Source organism: Macrococcoides bohemicum (assembly GCF_016865215.1).
GTDB lineage: Bacteria > Bacillota > Bacilli > Staphylococcales > Staphylococcaceae > Macrococcoides > Macrococcoides bohemicum.
Map to the genome: position 1 here is coordinate 442,457 of NZ_CP054482.1, position 19,949 is coordinate 462,405.

Sequence of the window (19,949 nt, forward strand, 5' to 3'; positions counted from 1 at the left end):
TATATGTACAGTAAAGAACTTTTTAGTGAAAAAGTAGAACAGTATCGGAATTCCAGACCTAAATATGCTTGTGCGTTAATGGATTATATGAAAGAAACTTTTTCGATTGATGAGACGACAACGATTGCTGATATTGGTGCGGGGACTGGTATATTCACTGAACTATTACTGGATCTAGGCGCAAAAGTTATTGCGATTGAACCGAATAGTGCGATGGCAGCACAACTCCGTCTGGCATTAAAGTGTAAAGAACTTGAAATACATGAACGACCAGCAGAAAGTACAGAAATTGAATCTCATACCGTTGATATGATTACTGCAGCACAAAGTTTTCATTGGTTTGATCAAAATGCGTTTAAAGCAGAATGTAGAAGAATATTAAAAGGGAATGGTCCGGTTTGTCTCGTCTGGAATACGCGTATAGAAGAAGCACCGATTAATGTAAAGACCGCAGAAATTTATTCTGCATTCTGTCCAAACTTTAAAGGATTTATCGGTTACGGTGGTGGGGTGCATTATTCTGAAGAAAGTATCTCAGATTTCTTTGGAGGTAAATATGCTAAGCAGTCTTATGAATTCCCATTAACGTATGATAAACAAGGATTTATCGATCGTTTGTTGTCCGCATCATATGCATTAGTAGAAGGCGATAGACAATATGATACGTTTGTAGAAAAGTTAGCTAACCTGTTTGATGAATTCGCTGAAGATGGCAAAGTAATCGTGCCAAATGAATCAGTACTCTATTACGGAACAATATAAATTTGCACTAAATATTTTATGCGCAAAAAAAGAACACACTTTATCATTTGAACTGATAAAGTGTGTTTATTTTTTATTTTGTTCTGGTATTCAGGTAGGTGACTGCTTGTATTAATCTCTCTTGATAGATGATGCTAATCCTAAGCAGATAATCGCAAATAGGATTGATAAATAAGGAGCAACAGATAAAGAGAATGTTTCTACAATAATACCACCAATTAACGCACCAAATCCGATACCCGCGTTTAATGCTGACATGTTCCAAGCCATGATAGTGCTTGAATCACCTTCTACTTGCTTTATGATACCGATTTGTATGGCTGGGTTTGTTCCCCATTCAAAGATATTCCAGACAAGCATCACGAATAGTAATACAAAGTAAAATGGTAAAGCGATATTAAAGAAAAGTAATGATAGCGTAAATACAGATAAGGCGATGATCAACCATTTCTTACTACCAATTTTATCTGCCATCATCCCACCTAAACTTGTTCCCGCAATACTACCTAAACCACAAACGAATAATAGAATAGAGACGTGTTGCAGCGTATACCCATGACTGATCATTAACGGGCTAATATAAGTAAACACGATATAGTTTGAAGCTAATATAAAGAATGTGATACCGATATATTTTGCAGCTTCTGCCGGATACAGTAGTTTTGAATGTTTGTTTTCATCTTCCGCCTGTACATTAATTTTATTTGGTAACTGAAACATTAAGAGGATGGTTGCAATAATACTCACTATAACAATCATCCAGAATGTCGCACGCCAACCGAACATTTCACCGATTTTTGTGCCAATAGGTACGCCAAATACATTAGCGCCACTAAATCCGATGTATACAAGACCTAACATTTTCCCACGTTCTTCAGGTTTACTTAAGACGACAGTGAGCGCTAATAGCTTTACAACGATAATGCTTGATGCCGCAGAAGCAATAATACGTCCGATGACGATGACGGTAAATGTATCACCTACCGCATTAATCGTATTTCCAATAATAAAGATAATCATGCTGATGAGCAATATCCATTTCGGATTATATCTTTCGGTAAGTTTCACGAGAATTGGACCACAAATAGCAACTGTAAAAGCATAGATAGTGACTAATTGACCGGTCAGAGATTGATTAATATTTAAATCATCACTGATAAGCGTTAATATACCTGCAACTACCAGTTCGACCATTCCAACAACAAAGATACTAAGTATAAAAGTAAATAATTTAAGACGTGTCATAATAGATCCTTTCAATATAGCGTGCACTAGAAATTATATCAGTAAAAATAAAAAAGTACATCCTTAATGTTATCAGATGAATAATTATGATAAACACTATACAATGAAAGAGAGGTGAGCATCAAGGGAGCAATACTATCATTTATTGGCGATATATTTGCAGCAATTGCGACAAGTCTATTACAAAAAACAAAACAAAGCGAGGAGCATGACAATGAATTATAATGAACAAATCGATTTAGTATTTGAACAGTTTGAGAATGGTGATATTGAAGAGGCGACAAAGTTATTACAGGAAATTGGAAATAATATCAATCCAGGTGATGAAGATTACGCGGACTATCAATTAAATGCGGCATATATTTATGCAGCGGATAATCACTTTGATAAAGCACGCGAATCATTAAATAACTTATTAAATTCTGAAGATGCAGAAGAACAACAAATGGCATATCATCAATTAGGATTAGTAGAAAGAATGGATGCAGAGTTCGATCAGTCGATTGCATACTTTAAGAAAGAAGCTGAATTAATCGATGCCAACTTTAGTGATGATACAATTAAACAATCTGTAAATTTATACGAGTTAGGATATGTCCAATTATTAAATAATCAATATGATGAAGGGAAAGCGTCACTTGAAGCATCTTTAAAATTAGCTGAACAGTCAGAAGATGATTTAAGTATTGCGATTTCTAACCGTGCATTAGGTGAATTATATGCGGCACAGGAAGAGATGAATAAAGCTAAATCTTACTTCACTGAAGCGAAACGCTATTTCCGTAAAGATGGCGATGAAATGGGTATTGCTGAAATTGAAGCTTTAGAAGCGGCAATTTTCTAAAAATTCATTGTCAAAAGCGCTATAAAAGGTCATAATGATAATGAAAAGGTTTTCATAAAGGTTGTCAAGGAGTGATGGGCATGATTCAGGAACTAACTAATGAAGAACTTCAAGATGCAGTGGATCGAATTGCTGAGATTTATTTAACAAATTTCGAAGATGCGAGAAGCCATAAAGAAATGGTAGCAAATATTTTAAAGTATAGTGAAACACCGGGATTTAAAGCATTGATTAGTCATCAGTTTGGTAATATCAATGGTTATTTATATGGTTATACGAGTGAGAGTAAACAATTTTATCGTGAATTAATCGATCGATATTTAACAGCTGATGAGAAAGAAAAATTAAATGGTGCATTTGAGATTCTTTCCATCGCTGTCGATAAGAATAATAAACATAGTGGGATAGGAACGAAGTTGCTTGCAGCACTTCCAGCAGGTAAATATTATTTAACAAGTGATGTGCATGATATCGTTGCAAATACATTCTACTATAAGAATGATTGGCAATTGCTAAAAGGTAATATGCATCTACATCCAAGCATACCTGATAAAAATCTATATTATAAAGAAGTGAAATAAAACTGGATACCCAATCGACATTATCGATTGGGTATTATTATGGTCTTTATTATTCGAATGTTCAAAAAAATGAATATTTTAAAATAGTATTTACACAATAAATTGAGTGTGTTAATGTATAAATATTAATTTTTGTGAATAAAAAATGGAGGGAAGTAATGGAACAATATGATAAGAAGACCTGGAAAATAGGTCAAATGAAATTTATTATTTTAAGTTTATTAGGTATATTTTTATTTTTAACGCCACTACAAGTTGATGGTAAGACGAGTTTGCCTGTGGCTGTACTTGCCAAGTGGTTTTTAAATGTACTGGGTAATACAACACCGACATTGATTTATAGTGTAATTATGATTTCGATATTATGTACATTTTATTTTAGTTTTATTAGTAAACCTAAATCGTCTTATATTAATACTTTATTTAATGTGAACTGGATATGGTGCATTGTTAGGTTAATAGGTGCAGTATTTGCAACGATTGTTTATTTTAAAATGAATGTTCCTTTTGTTGATACAGAAGCCACAGGACAATTAATTTATTCTGGGTTATTGCCAACTTTAATTGCAGTCTTTTTCTTTGCAGGTCTGTTTTTACCATTTTTAATGGATTATGGTTTACTTGAATTTTTAGGTCCAATGTTTTCGAAAGTGATGCGCCCACTTTTTACATTGCCAGGACGATCAGCGGTTGATAATCTGGCTTCGTTTATTGGAGATGGGACAGTAGGCGTAATGATTACTTCTAGGCAATATGAAGGGAATTTCTTTACACGTCGAGAGGCGACTGTTATTGCAACATCATTCTCAGTTGTATCGATTACGTTTGCGATAGTAGTGTGTGAACAAGTAGGGTTAATGAATCATTTCTTTGCCTTTTACGGTACGGTTATCGTATCATGCTTAATTGCAGCGATGATTATGCCACGTATCTGGCCATTATCAAAAGTGCCAGATCAATATGCAGATGGCAGTACAGAAATTATTGATGAGACGACACCTGAAGGACATACGATTGTAAGTTATGGTTATCACAATGCGACAGTTAAGGCAATTAAAGCGCCAGGATGGAAACTGTTCTGGTTATCAGGGGTGAAGACTGTTGGGGATATGTGGTTTGCCGTATTACCAGTAGTAATGGCAATCGGAACATTAGCAACGATTGTCGCAGAACATACGAAGTTCTTTACATATATAGGGCTGCCGTTTGTACCTTTACTTAATTTATTGCAAATACCAGACGCAGTTGCTGCATCTGAAACAATATTAATTGGATTTGCAGATATGTTCCTGCCTTCAATTCTAATCTCAGATGTAAAGTCAGATTTAACACGCTTTGTAATAGGCGCACTTAGTATTTCACAATTAATCTACTTATCAGAAGTAGGTGGGGTGATTCTAGGTTCTAAAATTCCGGTTAGTCTGCCAAAATTATTCGTCATCTTCTTGATGAGAACAATTATTTGCTTGCCGATTATAACGCTTATGGCACATTTAATCTTTTAAGGCTGTCAAAAAAAAAGTGTAAAATAAGCCCGAACTGTTTAAACAGTTCGGGCTTATTTTTATAAACATTCATATATTTCTACCGACTCAAGTGTATGTTTAATATCATCTGCAAACCAAATGGCATTCCAATCATCCTGACGACGTTCAAATGCTGTGCGTGCTTCGTAATCAGCTATTGAATTGTAGAAAATATCTAGAACGATTATCGTTGTTGTGTCGTTTGTTTGTCTATACATTTTAATATCGGTACTCGATGGCATTGAATTGAATTTGTGATCCGCCGATGCCTGAAACTTATGTATCAGTTCAGGGAGATATTCATTTTTAGTTGTATAGGTGAATACAACTTTAATCATTTACCAATCTCTGTTTCAAGTTTTGCAATTACTATCTCTGAACCTAGCATCGGTGATTCCTGTTTCTCAGTATCTGATTTATTACCACGTTGTGCGTGCGCTTTTTTAAATGCATCGCTCGTTTTCCATGCTTCGAAATCTTCTAGTGTTTCCCACCAAGTGTTTACATGTAGTTCGTCATATTCTTCTAAGTTCTGAATTGACCAAGTTTCAATTTTATTAAATCCTTTAAGCTCTGATATATCGCCACCTTTAGTAAACATAGGCGCCATTTTTTCTGCAAAACCTTTTTTCATTTTAATTCTGTTTGTTACGATATACATTATTTTGCCTCCTTATTTTTTGATAGGGTTTGTCGCCCAGATTTGATTTTGTTTAACAAATGTACGTCGATTTAATTTTAATTGGCTCACAATAACTTCAGCAATATCTTCAGGATGCGTCATCGTTTCAGGTTCAAGTGACGGTTCACCGATTAAGTCTGTTAGCACTGCTGAAGGATGAATTAGAAATGTACGGATATTATGCGGACGCATTTCTCGCATAAAGCTATCAGACATACCAGAAAGTGCAAATTTAGTGGCAGAATAAGCACTTGAATTGGCATTAGCATTCACTGCTGACATAGAGCTCATATTAACGATATCGCCTTGACCTTGTTTAATCATGACTGGTGCTACTTCCTGCATAAAGCGGAATGGACCGTATACGTTTGTTTGGATGAGCTCATCTAATAACGCTTCTGATGTTTCTAAGAACGGTGCATTTTTCATTACACCTGCGTTATTTACTAATATGTCAATTTGCTCAAATGTTTCAAGAACGTGCGCGACACAAGCTTTAATATCTTCTGCATTTTTATTATCACAAACAATCGCTGTCGTATCGATATCGTATTGATCGAGTGTTGTGATAGCTGATTCTAACTTATCAAAGTTACGTCCGGTAATTGCAATATTTACGCCTTCCTGAGCTAAAGCTTTCGCAATTTCAAGACCGATACCACTAGAACCACCTGTAATTAAAGCAACTTTTCCTTTTAATTGTTCCATTGTATTGCCTCCTTTACCTTCACGTTTATAGTAACAAAATTAGGCGAAGGGAGGATAGTAATATGAATGATGATGCTTATTATAGAAGGCGTGTGGTGGAAATGGTTGAAATGATAATATAAAAAAACATAAAAAGAGGCCGTATATAAATCCGGCCTCCATCGTATTACAATTACTTATTTAATTCATTGATGATTTTTTTGTCGTTGTGTGTGTAGATGATGTATTTTTTATCTTTAGTGTCTAAAAGGATACGATTAGTTTTACCAAAAGTTGAACCGATACGTACTACTTTCTCATCGTTATTCTCATCTGCACCAGCGTAAATGTTTGTATCTTCTTTCACGCTTAAGATGTCTTCGTTCGGAATTGTGATGTCAGCAACACGCCATTTGATATTTACTTCTTTATCGTTCTTAGTAATTCTCATTGCCATTTTTAATACACATCCTTATTTATTTGATACCATAAATATACCCCTTTTTGTGACGACTTACAATTAAACCGATGTTTTTTCCCGAAAAAGAATGAAAATTACGTGATATGATTGAATTAATAAAACAAACAATAGAAAGGCAGAAATTAAGGAGGATAATATTGAATAAAAAATTTCAAATGTATGTATTACTACTCGGTGTTGTTGTCGTTGCTTCAACTTTACGAGCACCGCTCACAGCAATTGGTCCGATGATTTCAGAAATAGGTGATGCATTAGATCTTCCGAAATCCTTACTTGGAATGCTAACGACGATTCCCCTGATTATGTTCGGGATTGTGTCACCGTTTGTGGCGCGTTTCTCTCGTTCTGTAGGGCTGAGTGTTGCATTAATGATTGGCATGTTTATTCTACTCTTTGGTCTTATCATTCGTATTATTCCTGACATCTCTATGTTATTAACGGGTACGGTATTGATTGGTATTGGTATAGCAATAGGAAATGTAATACTTCCGAGCTTTGTAAAATGGCGTTTTCCTGAACAGATGGGGTTGATGACGGGTGTATTTGCTGCGACGATGAATATGACAGCTGGTATCGGTGGTGGTTTAAGTGTGCCATTAAGTAAGGTTAATGATGGGGGATATCAGTATTCACTAGGGTTCTGGATATTATTTAGTATTGCTGGTATTTTACTATGGATGCCACAACTAAAGTATAATCCAAGGTTATCTGTAACAGAAAGTAAGCGTCCTATATACAAATCTAAACTTGCGATTGCAATTGCTTTAATGATGGGATTTCAGTCGATGAACTTTTATTCAACTGTTACTTGGTTTCCAGATATTTTAATGTCTTATGGCGTTGATCAGGAAGCAGCGGGTTATTATTTAATGCTCAATCAGTTTGCTCAATTACCGATGACATTCCTGATGCCTGTTATTGCAATGAAAATGAAAAATCAACGTCCACTTGTGTATTTATTTACAGCATTATTTTTAATTGGCTTCAGTGCATTGTTAGTCGGCAAGACAATATTTATCGTCATTGCCATGATAGCGACTGGTCTGGCAGGTGGTGCGGCATTTAGTCTATGCATGTTGTTCTTCTCACTACGTGCTAAGACTACTGAAGATGCGATTGAATTGTCAGGCTTCGGTCAATCGGTTGGATATTTTGTAGCAGCAATTGGTCCTATGCTGCTCGGATATTTACATGATGTATTTAATAGTCACACACCGAGTTATATTATGTTCTTCGTAATTACCATTTTGATGTTTATATTTGCTTTCATCTCAAGCCAGAATAAATATATCTTTGAATAGAAAAACTGCTCAGTGATTTTAACTGAGCAGTTTTTTACGTTTCATTGTCTTAAATTGCATGTATTTACTGTAACTATAAAGGATAAGACCCGTCCATATACAGAAGAAAGTTAAAAGATCGGTCATACTAAATGACTCCCCGAACAAAAAGACACCTTGCAATAATATTAAGGTTGGTGAAATATATTGTAAGAAGCCGATTAAAGATAATGGGATACGCTTTGCACCTGCAGTAAACATGATGAGTGGCACTGCAGTAGCAACTCCGGCAAAAAGTATTAGAAAACTCGTATGATTCATACCAAAGTGTTGTTCGCCTTGTTTCGCTAACAGTATGAGACCAACAATTGCAACTGGTAATGAAATGATTGTTTCAAGCGCAATACTATAGATGGCATCGATATTGACAAACTTCTTCATCAGTCCATATAATGCAAAACTCAAAGCAAGAATAATTGATAAGAGAGGGAAAGTTCCACTACTCATCGTCATATAAAGCACACCGATTGCTGCAAAGATAATCGCAAATGTCTCTAATAAATTAAAACGTTCTTTCATAAATATAAATCCAAGTGCGATACTCATCAATGGATTGATGTAATATCCAAGACTTGCCTGCAACACATGGTGGTTGTTGATCGCCCAGATAAAGATACCCCAGTTCACCATAATTACGACACTCGCAACAATTAGTGCAATCAATTCTTTTTTACGATGGAATAACGCTTTCGTGTCTGTTTTAAAGGTGCTCCATTTCTTTAATGCGACAATCAAGATTACCATGAATACAGCTGACCAGATAACGCGATGAAATAATATCTCATACGAGTTGAAGCTATCGACCGAGCGCCAATACGTAGGGAGTAATCCCCATAATAAATATGCACCACCTGCGTAGAGTACGCCTTTTGTATTTTCCTGCATATATACACCTCCGTCTTTTCTATCATCATCATAGCAAAACTCTATTATGTCATGCTTAAATGATGCTTAAGTGCAGAATAAATAGTGTTTCTACACATTTTTAATGCATGTGGTATAATACTTACATTGTATGTTGTTAATTTCATACATCTAAGGAGAGAAACAATGAAAAAGTGGATAAGTATTTTGCTTATGTCAGTAGTACTTTGTGCATGTGGGAAAGCAGAAGAAGAACCTAAGAAAGTCGATCATCAGCCTGATATAGAAGTGAAAGTAAAACCACCGGTTGATAAGAAAGAGACTGATGAAACTAAAAAAACAGTGAAAAAAGAAAAGCATAGTAACAAGCAAAAGAACGACAAGAACAGTACATCAACTTCTAAAACTGTTCAAACATCAAGAAGCTATGATACAGAACGCTATAATCTTGCAAGAACTTGTCTTGTGACCCCGGGTAAAGAAAAAGAAGCTGATTGTCAGGACATTAGTCACACCTCTGAATATTCAAAAGCATGGAACAATCTGACGAGTGAGGGCTATATTTGTAGAAGTGGTCAATGTAATTTGGCAGTTCAAACCGAAACTGAAGAGAAGATTATTGAGAAACAAGAGAAGGTCACAAATGAACAGAAGAGCACTGTCCCGATTACAACTGAAGTCATCCCTGTTACACCTGGTAAAACGACAGAACCAAAAACAACAGAACCAACAACGGAACCGCCACAAACAACAGAATCTGATGAAATAAGAACGAATGAATCGAAAACGACAGAACAAAAAAATATGCTGACAAAAGAAGATACAAAGCAACAATCGAGATCAGCAGTGCAGGACAATTCAGATGATAACCATCAATGATATTAAAACAGCATACAATCCTCTAAAAAATAATGAACATCAACATTCGATGGAAAGTTATATGAAAAATAACTTTCCATTAAACTCTCACCATTGTCAGAACGTGAAGCTTTAAAATGGATGACAAGAACATAAAAAAATCGACTCAAACTAAAATGAGTCGATTTTTTGTGTTCAAATGTAGTCATAAACATTTGACTAGAATGAGTTGGGCGAAATAAAGGGGGTTATTTCATTTATTTAATACTCATTGACTTATAATGCTAGTATAATAATATGTGAAATATATTTCAATAAATATGTGATGTGTTTCACAGAAGTGTTAAATATGAAGGAGATGTGTCCAATGACCGGAAAAACGCATGTAGCACTCGGTGTGCTAATCGGCACATCTTATGGGATGAATGCTGCTTATGATATCAGTTCTTTTGCCGGTATTATCGGTACTACAGCACTGTTTAGTATTGTACCTGATATTTGCCATGCTGGTAGCAGGCTCGGGAAAAAGATATGGCCAATCAGTTCGTTAATTGCACTTATTTTTGGACATCGTACACTGACGCATTCAATCTTTTTTATGTTACTTACAGGTATATTACTAATTGTACTGAATGTTAATACGATATATGTGATCAGTGCAGTACTCGGTGTAATCAGCCATTTGTTATTAGATATGTTAACACCGCGTGGCGTAACTTTATTCTTCCCGATAGATAAGAAAATTGTTTTCCCTTTTACATTTAAGACTGGTGGGATTTTAGATTTGTCACTTGCAACGACTTTTAGTGTGTTAACGATGTATCTATTTTATATAGAAATGTTTCATAGAGCATTAGTATGGCTAAACTAATCATGATAAAATATGAATAAACATAATTTTAAAATAATAAAGTATAAGGAGAATTTCACGGATGAACAATAAATTAAAACAATACGGTCATACAACTTTAGCTGCACAATTAGAGCGCTTATCTAATGATAAAAAGGTTGAGTTACAAAATATGCTGGAGCAGCAGAATTTTGATAGCATCAAAAAGTTATATGATGAAGTTTATGTTAATCGAGAGGTAAAGTTACCACAAGGTGAAATTAAAGACGTTGAGACAATCATCAAAGATGAATTGTCAGAAGAAATACGAAATACATATAAAGAAAAAGGATTAGAAGCAATTAGACAACTTAAAATAGCACCTGTATTGATGGCTGGTGGTCAAGGTACACGTTTAGAACATCCAGGGCCTAAAGGTACATTTGAATTTGATGGGAAAAGTTTGTTTGAATTTCAGGCTGAACAAATTATTGCTTATAATGAAACATATAACATCAATATGCCATGGACGATTATGACAAGTGACATTAATCACGAGGAAACATTAGCTTACTTTGAAGCACATCATTATTTTGGTATGCCAAAAGAAAATATTACGTTCTTTAAGCAACCGAATATCGTGGCATTGAGTGAGTCAGGTGAATTATTATTAAATAAAGAACAATCACTTCTTACAACGCCGAATGGAAATGGTGGTATTTTTGAAGCATTGCATTCATCTGGTGTAAATAAAGATTTAAAGGATAAAGGCGTAGAATATCTTTATATCAATAATATTGATAATGTTCTCGTAAAAGTGTTAGATCCAATGCTTTGTGGATTAGCAGTAGACAGTCAGTCAGATGTTACTACAAAGACAATTGCAGCTAAGGATAATGAAAGTGTAGGACGTGTTATTGAAGTTGAAGGTGTTAAACAAGTTATGGAGTACACTGAATTACCTGAAGGTGAAGAGAATACATATCGTAACGCAAATATTGGTATTCACATCTTTAAATTAGATTATTTAATAGCGCATGCTGAAAGTGAATTACCATATCACTTAGCAATCAAAAATTTAGAGCAATTAGACAGTGATTTAAATCCTGTAAAGCAATCAACATTAAAGTTTGAGAAGTTTTATTTTGACATCTTCCGTTACGGTCAATCATTTAAGACACTACAAGTTGATCGTGCAAGTGAATTTAGTCCGTTAAAAAATAAAGAAGGTAAAGATAGTGTTGAAACAGCGCGACAGGACTTAATCAATAATAAATTATTGTAGAGGTGAAGTACTTGAAATCTAAAACACATATTTATGTCATCATCATGATGTTAGCACTTGTGGCTATAAATCTCTATTTATCATACTATTACATTCTTGGTCCCGGACGCGGAGAAGTTAGCTGGATGGGATTTGTATCTTTATTTGCTGCTTTAATGCTTATCGGACTAACGTATAAGTATTATCAATCTCAAAAAAAGATTAATATGGATGATTTTAATTCACATATTAAATCAGATGATGACCGTATCATTAAATAACTTAAATTTAATAACAGAAAATTAAATCTTCTGGATGTATATATTAAAGTAATAAACGATGTGTAATGTTATTTGCATTATAAATTGAAATTTTAGGCATAGGGCGTGTGAATGTAATGAAGAATAAATGGTTTTTGCCGGTTGTCTTATCGTTAATTGTACTTGCATTAGTATTAGCAAGTGTCATATTTTTATACTTAAAAGAGCAGGACAAGAAGAATACGATTGAAATTGATGAACGAATAAAGACACACGTATTAAATGTCGATGGTAAAGTTAAGCTGAACTTATCGAACTATTTTCAGGAAGGTGAACAGAAAGAAGCGGTTCAAATGCATGTGGAACTAGGGGATACCGTACAAAAAGGTGATCCATTGTTCACATATAATGATGAATCCCTGTTCTCTAAAGAAAAAGAAGTTGGGCTTTCATTAGATAATAAGATGATAGAAAAAGATCAGATAGAAGGACAAATCCTGGCGATGGAAATGGTCCAAAGTGATACTTCTTCTCAAAATAAGCTTGATGAAATTGAAGCTCAGTTAAACTGGCTGGATTCTGAACTATCTAAAGCAGAGAACAATATTGATATATTAAAGGAAAAGCAGACACAAATTTCAGGAAAAATTGATGATTTAACAGTTAAGGCAAGTACTGACGGAAGAGTTGTTAAACTGGATAAGGCTCAAATAGAGAAATTCTCAGAAAAAGCACAGACAAAACCAATTCTCGTTGTGACAGATAAGAAGTACTTTGTAGAAGGTACAACAAGTAGAAAGCAGATTGACTTCCTTGAAGAAGGATTGAAGTTTGATGCTAAACACGTGCAAAACAAAGATAAATTATACAATGGAACTGTGGATACATATGAAGAGGTAGCAGTAAATCCTGAATCTAATACACAGCGCTTTTTATATCAAGGTAGTTTAGATCATCATAAAAATCTTTATGTCGGAGATAAGATGAAAGTTAAGATTCATCTATCCTATAAAGATCATATTTGGTTACCGGAGCGATACGTGAAGAAAAAGTTAATAACACATAAAAATAAAAAGAAGCTAGCACACCCGGTAAAAGAATATTACGTCAATAAAATATATGGTGATCAGGTAAATGAAGAGAAAGTTAAAGTGAAACGATTTGCAAATGGTCAGTACCTTGTCGTCGAAGGCCTATCTTCAATCGATGCAATAAAAGCGTTTAAATAAATTTTGTAACATTTTTATGATTGCGACATAGCAATTTAGGGTACTTAATATTAACTATTATGTAAGCAATCAACCGAGTAGGGGGAACATATATGAAATGGCAAGGGCGACAAGGTAGTTCGAACGTTGAAGATGCTAGAGGATCTGGTGGCGGATTCTCAGGCGGCGGTAGCCCGATGGTTATCGGCGGAGGCGGAATGGGTTGTTTAGGTATTGTTGTAATGATAATTTTCGTTTTAATGGGTGGTAATCCTGGAGATTTAGGTGGTGTTCTTGGTGGAGATTCATCACAACAAGAACAAACGCAAGACAATGGGGCAACATCTGGTGGTTCTGGCTCTCAAGATAATCCGTTTGAAACAGGTAACGTAAAGAAAGAGGCTGAGCAAGTAGATACTAAGACTGAACAGTCATTAGATGAACGTGGCCAGTTCGCTTCAGTTGTTCTTAAAGATACTGAAGATGTATGGCATGAATTATTTAAGAAATATGATCGTACATATACTGAACCTAAACTAGTGCTATATACGGATGGTGTCCGTTCAGGCTGTGGTAATGCAAGTGCACAGATGGGACCTTTCTACTGTCCGACAGATCAAAAAGTTTATATTGATTTATCTTTCATGGATGAATTAGATAAAAAGTTTAATGCACCTGGAGACTTTGCGATGGCTTACGTTATTGCACACGAAGTAGGTCACCACGTACAAAATGAATTAGGTATCCTACCGAAATTCCACCAATTAAGAAATCAATTATCTGAAACTGAATACAATAAATATTCAGTAGCAGTTGAGTTACAGGCAGACTATTTAGCTGGTGTGTATGCGAAACATGCACAGGAAATGGGTTACACTGATGAAGGGGACCTGGAAGAAGCGATTAAAGCAGCGCATGCTGTAGGTGATGATACTATTCAGGAAAAAGCAATTGGTAGAGCAAATCCAGATACATTTACACATGGATCAAGTGCTGACCGTATGAAATGGTTTAAAAAAGGTTATGAAGCCGGCGATTTAAGTGAAGGTGATACATTTAAAGCTTTAGGATTAGAATTTTAAATCTTCAGATAATTAAGGTATACTAATATTAATTAGTATATCTTTTTTTATTTGGAGGGATGATCTTGGAATTATATTTTAACGGTCCAATCTATACAATGAAGCATGATAATGAAACTGTTCAGGCAGTGCTTGTTGATGGCAATCGCATAAAAGCGATTTATCAAGAAGTACCGGAATTAAAAGATGTTAGATACATAGATTTAAACGGTAAAGCAATGTTTCCGGGTTTTGTAGATACTCATATTCATCTTGTTGGAACAGGAATTGCACTGAGAGGTGTGAACTTTAAAGATGATGATGACATAGAGATTATCATCGAAAAGATTCGTAATGCAACTGAAAATATGGATGACGGTAGCTTTTTAATATGCGAAGGGTACAATGAAAATCAATTAGATGGATATAAAATAACGAAAGATGATATTGATGCAATCACTGACAAGAAGGTGATTATCAAGCGTGTTTGCAGACATGCAGCAATCGTTAATTCAAGTGTTTTTGAGTATTTTAATATCAATGACAATGTAGCTGATATGCCAGGTGGTCATTATGAAAAGGTAGACGGCATGTTGAACGGTTGGGTGCATGATAATGCCATGGAAGCAATGTTTGAAGTTGCATCAATAGAAGATGAAGCGTCACTAACAGGACATGTTGAATATGCAGTACAGCAATTTACTCAAGCAGGTTTAACAGGTGTTCATACAGAGGATCTTGCTTACTATAATGATTTCAAAGATGTATTGAATGCTTATCAAAATGTTATTAATAAGGATAATCCTTTTAGATTAAATATTTTGCGTCATACGGATGTCATTGAAGACGTCGTTCAATATGATTTTGATTATAATGATTATTTCAGACCAGATGCGATGAAATTCTATGCAGATGGAGCATTAGGCGGTAGAACTGCTTTGTTTAGTGAACCGTATAGTGATGAAGATACATATGGACTCGCAATCTATACGTCAGACGAACTTGCTGAGCAAGTGAAAAAAGCGCGAGATTTAGATATAAATATCGCGGTACATATGATAGGTGATAAAGCTGTTGAAATGGTGCTTGATGCGATAGAAGCTCATCCACCACGTAGTGGGCGAGATAGATTGATTCATGTGAGTTTCTTAAGAGAAGATTTAATCGAAAGAATGGCGCGTCTTAATATAATATGTGATATACAGCCGATGTTTGTTGCCTCTGATTTTCCATGGGCAATCGAAAGAGTTGGTACTTCGCGTATCCGTTACAGCTATCCATGGAAGTCATTACTTGATAAAGGCATTATTTGCGGAGGAGGTTCTGATAGTCCGATAGAAGATTTCAGACCGATGTCAGGCATTGCTGCTGCAGTAAATCGTAAAGCAGCAGAGGACAAGAGTGATGGCTATAATATGGTCGAAGCACTAAGTGTGTTTGAAGCGATATCCCTTTATACGACTGAAGCGGCTAAAGTTGCAGATAATATATCAGAATATGGAACGATTGAGGAAGGTAAGATAGCTGATTTTACAATACTTAAAGAGGATCCTTTTAAAGTAGATAGACTTCAGTTACATAAAGTAGAAGTTGCTGGTACAGTGATTGATGGAAAGCAGATTTACAACGTTGAAAATATAAACTAATCAAAAAAGTGTCACACAATTTGATGTGTGGCACTTTTAAAATTAATCTATAATTTCTTTCGCCAGTTATAATCAGAAAGAATCATATCATCTAAAGTATATTCAGGTGTCCAGTTAAGTGTTGCACGTGCTTTCGTAGCATTCGCAAGCACGAAATCCGGGTCTCCACCACGACGTTCTGATATCTTTTTGTTAAGTGCTAGGCCGGTTACTTTTTGAGCCGCATCTACAACTTGTTTTACTGAATAACCTTGTTCTGTACCTAAGTTAAATACAGTTGATGTACCATTGTTAAATAAATAATCCATTCCAAGTTGATGTGCTTTTGCAAGGTCGAAGACATGGATAAAGTCTCGAATACACGTACCATCTTCTGTTTTGTAATCATCGCCAAAGATTTCGAACACTTCTCTTTTCCCGAGCAATGTGCTGTTAATAGAAGGGATTAAGTGCGTTGGATTTTTAGTGCGCAGTCCATTAGAGCCATCCAGCATTGCTCCAGCCACATTAAAATATCTAAAGATAACGTAATTGATGCCATATCTTTCACTTACCCAGTGAATCATTTGTTCACCGATATGTTTTGATTCAGCATAAGGGTTGGTTGGAGCAATAGGTGTAGATTCCACTGCTTTAATATTAAATGAATTATTTCCATAGATAGAGGCAGTTGATGAGAACATAAATTTGTTAACACCTTTTTCCGCAATAACACGTAATACACTATTTAATCCACATACGTTATGTTCAAAATATTTTAATGGATCTTTTACAGACTCACTTACGACAATCTTTCCAGCACAATGTAAGACTGCATCAATCTGTTCAAAATCAAATATTTTTGAGAACTGTTTCTCATCGCTTACATCACATTGATAAAACTTTGCACGGCTATCAACTGCATCTCTGTGCCCTGTTGATAGGTCGTCAGCCACAATTACGTTATAATTAGAATTAAGTAACTTTGTAACTGTATGTGATCCGATATAACCAGCACCACCAGTAACCAATATAGTGTTCATGTGTAAATCTCCTTTAACGATTAAGTTATTCCTTTATTATACAATAAAATTCAATAGAACAAATATTAAAAGTATAAATTTTACTGAAACGTAAAATAAAAACCTTGTTTATTTTATTTTACACAAAAACGAAATACTTTGTTAATCTATATTTAGATTATTTAGCACAAAAAAGGAAATTGGAAAAGTAATGAGGAGGGCAGTTGATGAAACAATTTAAATTTCCTAAAGGTTCTATATTCACGATTTTATTTGTTTTATCAGTTGTATTGATCTCCGGTGCCTCATTTATTTTGATGATTACGTTTGGAATGTATGGTTTAAGTCGTATCCTTATATATTTCAAGTTGGCTGAATTTACATATAATGAGAATATGATGGATAATAGTTTCTATTATGGTTCATATATTGCGATAGGTTATTTCCTGCTTGTCGTCATAGAATATATATTAGATGACGTAAAACGCATGCAATCTGATAATAAATATTTTCAAGGATGGTATTTCCATCTATTGACGATTGGTTTATCAACAATCGTGTTTTATTTTGGTGTTCATATTAACTACCAGCATATCAAGATAAATTTCTTTGTTATCCTGGCAGTCATAAGTTTGCTGTATTATTTAACTGAAATATTCTATCCTGACAGTGAAGATTTGAATAAAGAAGATGACTAGTACTTCAGTGCTAGTCTATTGATATTTATCAGTTTAATGTTAAACTGATAAATGAGGTGAGAAGATGGAAACCAATAGAAGTTATCTTGTCTGGCTTAATATTGCACGCATCTATAACGATATTCTGAAAGAAATTAACGAACAATTAAAAGAGACAGGTTATTCATCCAGTCACTTCGATTGTTTAAATCAAATAGATACACATCCTGGATGTACACAAAATGAACTATCAGAATTAATGTTTGTCACGAAAGGGAATATTACGCATTTACTTAAGAAATTAGAAGCAGATGGGTTAATAGAACGTTCTCAGGAGTGGAAAGTGAAGTATATACGATTAACCCACGAAGGGAAACGCGTTGTTGAAACACTGAGACCTAGACACACTGCATTGCAGGAAGAACTTTTCGGTGGGCTTGATCAGGACGAACAAAAAGAATTATTACAGTTGCTTCGAAAGATTAAACATAGATAATAACGATTAGATTTAGACTAAATATAAATTAAATATAAAATCTTAAAATTAAAAGAGGTAGATAATCATGAGAAAAATATTGGGACAACATCATGCATCAGGTATTACAAAAGATGCTGCAAAAAATTTAGTATTTTACACTGAGATATTAGGAATGCGTTTAGTGAAGAAGACAGTAAACCAGGATGATCCGTCAATGTATCATCTATTCTATGCAGATGGCGTGGCAAATCCTGGAACAGACATTACATTCTTTGAAATTCCGAACGTCGGCAACACATATCGCGGGACAAATAGTATTTCGCAAATAGCATTGCGCGTAAAAAGCGATGAAGCGATACATTATTTTAAAGAACGCTTTGAGCAATATAATGTGCATCATGATGCACCAATTGAGATGAATGATAGACTAACATTAGAGTTTGAAGATTTTGAAGGTCAACGTCTCGCGTTAGTTTCTGACCGTACAAATTCGGGTGTAGCTGCAGGTACACCATGGGAGAAAAGTATTGTACCCGTTGAATTTGGAATTACAGGTCTTGGTCCGTTTAAGATGGATGTTCAAGATGCAGAAGGATTTAGTAGTGTATTAACAGAAATATTCGGCTATAGAAGTACAGGAACATTTGTGCATCCAGTCACACAACAGGAAATACTAACGTTTAGTTCAGACCTTGGTGGTACAGGGGATGAATTGCAAGTAGTGCATAATACTGAAGCCAAAGAACGTCCAGGTAAAGGTAGCATGCATCACGTTGCTCTACGTGTTAAAGACGAAGATGAATTACAAGAGTGGATAGATTTTATTAAAGAGAATAATATATCATCAAGCGGTTTCGTAGATCGTCATTTCTTTAAATCGCTTTATATTAGAACGCGACAAGGCATATTAATAGAACTTGCAACGGATGGTCCGGGATTTGATGTTAATGAGCCGCTTGAATCATTAGGTGAAAGTCTTTCATTACCGCCATTCCTTGAAGAAAAGCGCGAATGGATTGAATCACAGGTTAAACCACTACCTGAAGTGAAACATTTATAATAAAAGAAAAAGATGACTGATCATGAAGTGCACCCCTAAAGTTGAACCTTAAAATTCAACTTTAGGGGTGTTTATTTTGAATAAAAAGCATGATCTTGATTTTAAATTAAAACTAATCAAAGAATATAAAGAAGGAAATATGGGTTATGATTCATTAAGTAACAAATATGATATCGTTCCTTCACAACTAAAAACATGGACTTACCAATTTGATACCTTCGGTATTGACGGTCTTATATCCAGTATGACCAGAAAGAAATATTCAACAGATGAAAAATTAAGAATCATTCAGTATAGAATTACTAATCAACTTTCATATAAAGAAACTGCTAGAATCTTTGATATTACTAATCCTACTTTAATAGCTCAGTGGCAGATGAAATACAATCAATATGGTATCCTAGGTTTAGAATCAAAACCGAAGGGTCGTGCGTCTAAAACTATGAAAAATAAAAAGGTTGATAACACTAGTTTAAACGAAAGTGAACGACAAGAATTAATACGCTTACGTGAGGAAAACAGGAGATTAGAAATCGCAATTGCTCTCGAAAAAAAGTTACAATCCTTAGCTCGAAAAAATCAAACAAAGAAATAG

General features: G+C 34.8%; 23 protein-coding genes. 16 read left to right on the forward strand and 7 right to left on the reverse strand.

Annotated elements, in window-relative coordinates; genetic code table 11:
• Positions 1-3 precede the first annotated feature (3 nt).
• Positions 4-762: a class I SAM-dependent methyltransferase gene (locus HT586_RS02405; RefSeq protein WP_096077352.1), complete on the forward strand. Its 759-nt coding sequence runs from the start codon at positions 4-6 to the stop codon at positions 760-762.
• A gap of 111 nt (positions 763-873) precedes the next feature.
• Here the strand turns inward: HT586_RS02405 and HT586_RS02410 are convergent, their stop codons facing one another.
• Positions 874-2,007, reverse strand: coding sequence for an MFS transporter (locus tag HT586_RS02410; protein ID WP_133354289.1), 1,134 nt, complete (start codon positions 2,005-2,007; stop codon positions 874-876).
• Positions 2,008-2,221: 214 nt separating this feature from the next.
• On the opposite strand from HT586_RS02410, the gene HT586_RS02415 reads away from it, so the two are divergent.
• From HT586_RS02415 to HT586_RS02425, 3 genes are all read left to right on the forward strand, one after another.
• Positions 2,222-2,851: a tetratricopeptide repeat protein gene (locus HT586_RS02415; RefSeq protein ID WP_096077350.1), complete on the forward strand. Its 630-nt coding sequence runs from the start codon at positions 2,222-2,224 to the stop codon at positions 2,849-2,851.
• Between the two features lie 80 nt (positions 2,852-2,931).
• Positions 2,932-3,432, forward strand: a complete 501-nt coding sequence (locus HT586_RS02420) for a GNAT family protein (RefSeq protein ID WP_096077349.1) — start codon at positions 2,932-2,934, stop codon at positions 3,430-3,432.
• Positions 3,433-3,590: 158 nt separating this feature from the next.
• Positions 3,591-4,937, forward strand: coding sequence for a YjiH family protein (locus HT586_RS02425; protein ID WP_096077348.1), 1,347 nt, complete (start codon positions 3,591-3,593; stop codon positions 4,935-4,937).
• A 59-nt stretch (positions 4,938-4,996) separates the two neighbouring features.
• On the opposite strand, the gene HT586_RS02430 is transcribed toward HT586_RS02425, so the two are convergent.
• The 4 genes from HT586_RS02430 to HT586_RS02445 all read right to left on the reverse strand — a co-directional run bounded on the left by HT586_RS02430 (position 4,997) and on the right by HT586_RS02445 (position 6,784).
• The gene (locus tag HT586_RS02430; protein WP_133354285.1) at positions 4,997-5,296 is read right to left on the reverse strand and encodes a hypothetical protein; all 300 of its coding nucleotides are present in this window, start codon (positions 5,294-5,296) and stop codon (positions 4,997-4,999) included.
• The gene (locus HT586_RS02435; protein WP_203546165.1) at positions 5,293-5,619 is read right to left on the reverse strand and encodes a heme oxygenase; all 327 of its coding nucleotides are present in this window, start codon (positions 5,617-5,619) and stop codon (positions 5,293-5,295) included. The genes HT586_RS02430 and HT586_RS02435 overlap by 4 nt, the downstream gene beginning before the upstream one ends.
• Positions 5,620-5,631: 12 nt before the next feature.
• The gene (locus HT586_RS02440) at positions 5,632-6,348 is read right to left on the reverse strand and encodes an SDR family NAD(P)-dependent oxidoreductase (RefSeq protein WP_096077345.1); all 717 of its coding nucleotides are present in this window, start codon (positions 6,346-6,348) and stop codon (positions 5,632-5,634) included.
• Between the two features lie 172 nt (positions 6,349-6,520).
• Positions 6,521-6,784: a SunI/YnzG family protein gene (locus HT586_RS02445; protein ID WP_096077344.1), complete on the reverse strand. Its 264-nt coding sequence runs from the start codon at positions 6,782-6,784 to the stop codon at positions 6,521-6,523.
• A 161-nt stretch (positions 6,785-6,945) separates the two neighbouring features.
• On the opposite strand from HT586_RS02445, the gene HT586_RS02450 reads away from it, so the two are divergent.
• Entirely contained in the window at positions 6,946-8,109 is a 1,164-nt protein-coding gene (locus HT586_RS02450) for a CynX/NimT family MFS transporter (RefSeq protein WP_238999297.1), read from the forward strand.
• 18 nt (positions 8,110-8,127) lie between these two features.
• Here the strand turns inward: HT586_RS02450 and rarD are convergent, their stop codons facing one another.
• The gene (gene rarD / locus HT586_RS02455) at positions 8,128-9,033 is read right to left on the reverse strand and encodes an EamA family transporter RarD (RefSeq protein WP_133354281.1); all 906 of its coding nucleotides are present in this window, start codon (positions 9,031-9,033) and stop codon (positions 8,128-8,130) included.
• A 165-nt stretch (positions 9,034-9,198) separates the two neighbouring features.
• Between rarD and HT586_RS02460 the strand changes: the two genes are divergently transcribed.
• The 7 genes from HT586_RS02460 (at position 9,199) to HT586_RS02490 (ending at position 16,138) form a co-directional block, all read left to right on the forward strand.
• A complete protein-coding gene (locus HT586_RS02460) occupies positions 9,199-9,891 on the forward strand; it encodes a hypothetical protein (protein WP_203546166.1) in 693 nt (230 codons plus the stop codon).
• Between the two features lie 346 nt (positions 9,892-10,237).
• Positions 10,238-10,741 (forward strand): metal-dependent hydrolase, encoded by a 504-nt coding sequence (locus tag HT586_RS02465; protein ID WP_096077341.1) that lies wholly within the window; start codon positions 10,238-10,240, stop codon positions 10,739-10,741.
• 61 nt (positions 10,742-10,802) lie between these two features.
• Positions 10,803-11,984, forward strand: a complete 1,182-nt coding sequence (locus HT586_RS02470) for a UTP--glucose-1-phosphate uridylyltransferase (protein WP_188018131.1) — start codon at positions 10,803-10,805, stop codon at positions 11,982-11,984.
• A gap of 11 nt (positions 11,985-11,995) precedes the next feature.
• The gene (locus tag HT586_RS02475) at positions 11,996-12,244 is read left to right on the forward strand and encodes a hypothetical protein (protein ID WP_096077339.1); all 249 of its coding nucleotides are present in this window, start codon (positions 11,996-11,998) and stop codon (positions 12,242-12,244) included.
• Between the two features lie 116 nt (positions 12,245-12,360).
• Entirely contained in the window at positions 12,361-13,452 is a 1,092-nt protein-coding gene (locus HT586_RS02480) for an efflux RND transporter periplasmic adaptor subunit (protein WP_203546167.1), read from the forward strand.
• Between the two features lie 92 nt (positions 13,453-13,544).
• Positions 13,545-14,513 carry a KPN_02809 family neutral zinc metallopeptidase gene (gene ypfJ / locus HT586_RS02485; RefSeq protein WP_096077337.1) on the forward strand — a complete coding sequence of 323 codons (969 nt, stop codon included), beginning with the start codon at positions 13,545-13,547 and terminating at the stop codon, positions 14,511-14,513.
• A gap of 59 nt (positions 14,514-14,572) precedes the next feature.
• Positions 14,573-16,138, forward strand: coding sequence for an amidohydrolase (locus HT586_RS02490; protein ID WP_238999299.1), 1,566 nt, complete (start codon positions 14,573-14,575; stop codon positions 16,136-16,138).
• Positions 16,139-16,185: 47 nt separating this feature from the next.
• Here HT586_RS02490 and galE read toward each other — a convergent pair whose 3' ends face one another.
• Complete coding sequence (galE, locus tag HT586_RS02495) at positions 16,186-17,160, reverse strand: UDP-glucose 4-epimerase GalE (protein ID WP_096077336.1); 975 nt, start codon at positions 17,158-17,160, stop codon at positions 16,186-16,188.
• 206 nt (positions 17,161-17,366) lie between these two features.
• Between galE and HT586_RS02500 the strand changes: the two genes are divergently transcribed.
• From HT586_RS02500 to HT586_RS02515, 4 genes are all read left to right on the forward strand, one after another.
• The gene (locus HT586_RS02500) at positions 17,367-17,837 is read left to right on the forward strand and encodes a SepA family multidrug efflux transporter (RefSeq protein ID WP_203546168.1); all 471 of its coding nucleotides are present in this window, start codon (positions 17,367-17,369) and stop codon (positions 17,835-17,837) included.
• A gap of 64 nt (positions 17,838-17,901) precedes the next feature.
• Positions 17,902-18,312, forward strand: a complete 411-nt coding sequence (locus HT586_RS02505) for a MarR family winged helix-turn-helix transcriptional regulator (RefSeq protein ID WP_096077334.1) — start codon at positions 17,902-17,904, stop codon at positions 18,310-18,312.
• A gap of 67 nt (positions 18,313-18,379) precedes the next feature.
• Complete coding sequence (locus HT586_RS02510) at positions 18,380-19,354, forward strand: VOC family protein (protein ID WP_188018137.1); 975 nt, start codon at positions 18,380-18,382, stop codon at positions 19,352-19,354.
• A 67-nt stretch (positions 19,355-19,421) separates the two neighbouring features.
• The gene (locus HT586_RS02515) at positions 19,422-19,949 is read left to right on the forward strand and encodes a helix-turn-helix domain-containing protein (protein ID WP_203545555.1); all 528 of its coding nucleotides are present in this window, start codon (positions 19,422-19,424) and stop codon (positions 19,947-19,949) included.